General features: G+C 35.4%; 2 protein-coding genes. Both read right to left on the bottom strand.

Going from position 1 to position 2436, the window contains the following annotated elements; translation table 11 throughout:
* Window positions 1-64: 64 nt before the first annotated feature.
* Complete coding sequence (locus HGC4_RS03810; RefSeq protein ID WP_157258112.1) at window positions 65-625, bottom strand: hypothetical protein; 561 nt, start codon at window positions 623-625, stop codon at window positions 65-67.
* A gap of 41 nt (window positions 626-666) precedes the next feature.
* Window positions 667-2145, bottom strand: a complete 1479-nt coding sequence (locus HGC4_RS03805) for a glycoside hydrolase family 10-like protein (protein WP_050708798.1) — start codon at window positions 2143-2145, stop codon at window positions 667-669.
* Between the last annotated feature and the right edge of the window lie 291 nt (window positions 2146-2436).

The raw sequence follows: 2436 nt of genomic DNA, 5'->3' as shown, positions 1-2436 counted from the left end.
TACATATATAAGAAAAGGCTTATTTCGTAGGAAATAAGCCTTTTCTATATTCTCAAAGGACCTTTTATTCATCAAAAGGTTTAAAAATTTCTTCATTCCAATTCAACGATATGTTTTTACCTTCAAATAAACGTTGGTATAAGTTCTTCTTAAGTACACTACGCATTACTTTTTTAGTATTACCATCCTCTGGATCTAATTTACTGTCTACTAATCGTATCGCATCACCTGTAGCATCAACTCCTTCCGATTGAAAAATAGGAGTTACCAGTTTATCTGCGGTTGTCTGATCTTTATAAAGAATCAATATACGAAGTTTATCTTTACCTATTTGATTTTCATCAACATTTGCAGGCATAACATAATTCTCACACTGACTACCAAACGGACCATATTCGAAAACAGGCAATATTTTACCAACCGAAACAATTGAATCGGATGTATATGTGACCATAAAATTAGCTTTATCAGTATAATATCCTTCTACCGCATAATACGCTCCTTGTGGAGTAAAAGCATTAGCATAAACATCAAAGGGTACGCGCACCGGAGAACATGCGGCAATTTTAGATCCTATTCCGATTGCTAATACTAGGATAACAGTAAAAAATAATTTCGGTTTCATATTCATTGTGTTATTAAAAAAACATTAAGAAGTCTGTGACTTTATTTCTCTAAACTTCTGGAGAAAATATAATAGACAGGAAAGCAAGGTACACTCTCGTTATGAAAGCGATCTGAGGCAGTAACCGAATAATAAACGCCTTCTTCTACATCTGGTGTCTGAATTTGTAGTTTATTCGCTCTTAAACCGGAAGCTACAATAGTCTTTACATTTTTGATATTAAAATCTTCGGTTGAAGATTCATAAACGGTATAAACCTGACCTTCGGATAAATCAGACGACTCCCACTCTATAGTAGTAATTCCATTCGGAGATTGATATACTTGCATATTGATAGGCGAAAGAGGCGCTACATTATCTAACCATTTCATAGAAGGCAACTTGGCAGGGTAACTATAATAAGGTACTAAACCATCTTTCAAACCTTTTATATTTTCCAGAACATTTCCCACTCTATAATAAGCAGCCCCAACAGCATTACTTGTTCGAATAAAATCGATTTGGTCTGTAATATCTTTCAATCGCCAGTTTCCTTCTGAGGGCATTAGGCGATAGGCGCCAAGACCAGGAACAACCCAACGTCCATTACTCGTTTTTACCCATTCTTCAACATACGTTCCAAATTCTGCTTCATTATAATACATCATTGGATACACAGCATCCATTTTTCCGTCCATCATCCATTTTCCTGCATCCTGATGCACACTCGAATAGGCTGTCCATGTTCCTCTCAGCGGATTAAGATCCTTGTATCTACCAATAGGACTACAACTTACCTGCACCCAAGGTTTCTTTTCTTTTGTCTGATCATATATATCAGATACTAATGCACTTATATTATCTCGCCTCCATTCCTGCAAAGACTCCCCTACTCCATATTTCGAGAAAGTATCTTTATCGGGAAATTTACCTGCTGCTTCGGGATAACGGATATAATCGAAGTGAACTCCATCTACATCATAGTTGCTCACAATTTCATCCACCACCCTCAATATGTGTTTTCTTGCATCGGGGTTTCCAGGATCGAGATACCATTCATCTTTATACAATTTACAAAGTTGTGGATATCGGGCAACAACAGACGATTTCCCTTGTTCTTTAACTTGTTTTTTTGAACCCAACGGAAAAGTCACAATCCAGGCATGACACTCTAATCCCCTTTTATGACATTCCTGTATAGCATAAGCCAAAGGATCATAGGCTGTAATAGACCCAATAGTTTTGTCTTTCGTAAAAAAGGGACTCCAAGGTTCTATCTTCGATTGAAAAAACACATCGCCACGTACACGCACCTGAAACAGGATTGTATTAAAATTTGCTGCTTGTAATTGATCGAGTATTCTCCCCAATTGTTTTTGTTGATTCTCCGGAGATAAACCAGCCGAAGGCCAATCGAGATTCCAGTTAGTAGTAAGCCACGCTGCACGAACTTCCGTGTCTGGATTTTGAGCTGTTAATTGCAGCGGAGCAAGTCCGCATAGAAAAAATATAGAGAATAAAAATATTCGTAGTAGCTTCATATTTTGAAAAAGTATCAAAAATACACAATTTACCGTTTAGTTTATAATTAAGTATTGTAAAATATTCACTACAAGATTATTTCGTCTCAATAGAGTCCAATTATGATACTTATATTATCAAGGTTATACACCTTTTTATAGCTTTGGCAAGTATAATAAGCAGAGATAGTTATAATTACAAAATATAGCTATAAATATTTAATGTTACTTATATAACATACAAACAGCAAATGAATAACAATAAAACATCCTAAAAGTTTACTTATCTTTGTAGAAACCATGATAAAAATA

Source organism: Dysgonomonas sp. HGC4, from assembly GCF_001261715.1.
Taxonomy (GTDB): domain Bacteria; phylum Bacteroidota; class Bacteroidia; order Bacteroidales; family Dysgonomonadaceae; genus Dysgonomonas_A.
Note: the sequence above shows the minus strand (reverse complement) of the source record. Positions and strands in the feature narration are given on the sequence as shown.